Annotated in this window: 1 protein-coding gene; it reads right to left on the reverse strand. The window is 53.6% G+C overall.

Features of this window, described 5'->3' with window-relative positions; translation table 11 throughout:
* A partial coding sequence (locus KVT34_RS29555; protein WP_217563223.1) for a beta-ketoacyl synthase N-terminal-like domain-containing protein occupies nt 1-851 on the reverse strand: 851 nt, incomplete at both ends.

Consider the following 851-nt stretch of genomic DNA (forward strand, 5'->3'; position numbering starts at 1 on the left):
CCCGCCGCGCTTTCGCCATGACCGATATTGGACTTAACGGAACCGATTGCGCAAAACCCGTTGTCCTTCGTATACTCCCGGAAGCTTTTGTTCAACCCCGCTATTTCAATCGGATCGCCCAGCGCGGTGCCTGTGCCGTGCGCTTCGATGTAACTTATCGTTCTCGGATTTATGCCCGACTCCTTATACGCTCTGCTCAGAATGCTTGCCTGCGCATTCGGGTTGGGCACCGTGTAGCCGTTCGTTTTCCCCCCGTGATTCACCGCGGTTGCCTTAATGATTCCGTAAATCTGGTCCCCGTCTTCTACCGCCTTGTCCAGTGGCTTCAGCACTACTGCCCCGACCCCTTCTCCCGGCACGTATCCGTCTCCCCCCTCTCCAAAGCTCTCGCATTTTCCCTTGCTCGATGCAAATTTCCCTTGTCCCAGCATCAAATATTTGTTGGGATGGATGGAGACATTCACTCCCCCGGCGATCGCTACTTCACATCCCCCGCTTCGTATCCCCTGGCAGGCCAAGTGAATGGCGGTTAACGAGGATGAACACATCGTATCTACCGCCATGCTCGGCCCATGGAAATTACAGAAATAGGACACCCGGTTTGCTATCGAGGAGGGGTTCCCTGATAGGGCCACATTATTGCCACGGACCTGCTCCTGGGATCCGTAAAGCTGGTATTCTTCGTACATGACTCCTGCATAAACCCCTACGTTCCCCTTCATTCCAAATGCCTCTTGTTTCCCCAGGCTCTCTCTGGTGTATCCCGCATCCTCCAACGCTTCATAAACACACTGAAGGAACAATCGTTCCTGCGGGTCCATGATTTCTGCTTCTCTTGGTGTGATATGAAA

The organism is Paenibacillus sp. GbtcB18 (assembly GCF_019091125.1).
Taxonomy (GTDB): domain Bacteria; phylum Bacillota; class Bacilli; order Paenibacillales; family NBRC-103111; genus Paenibacillus_F; species Paenibacillus_F chitinolyticus.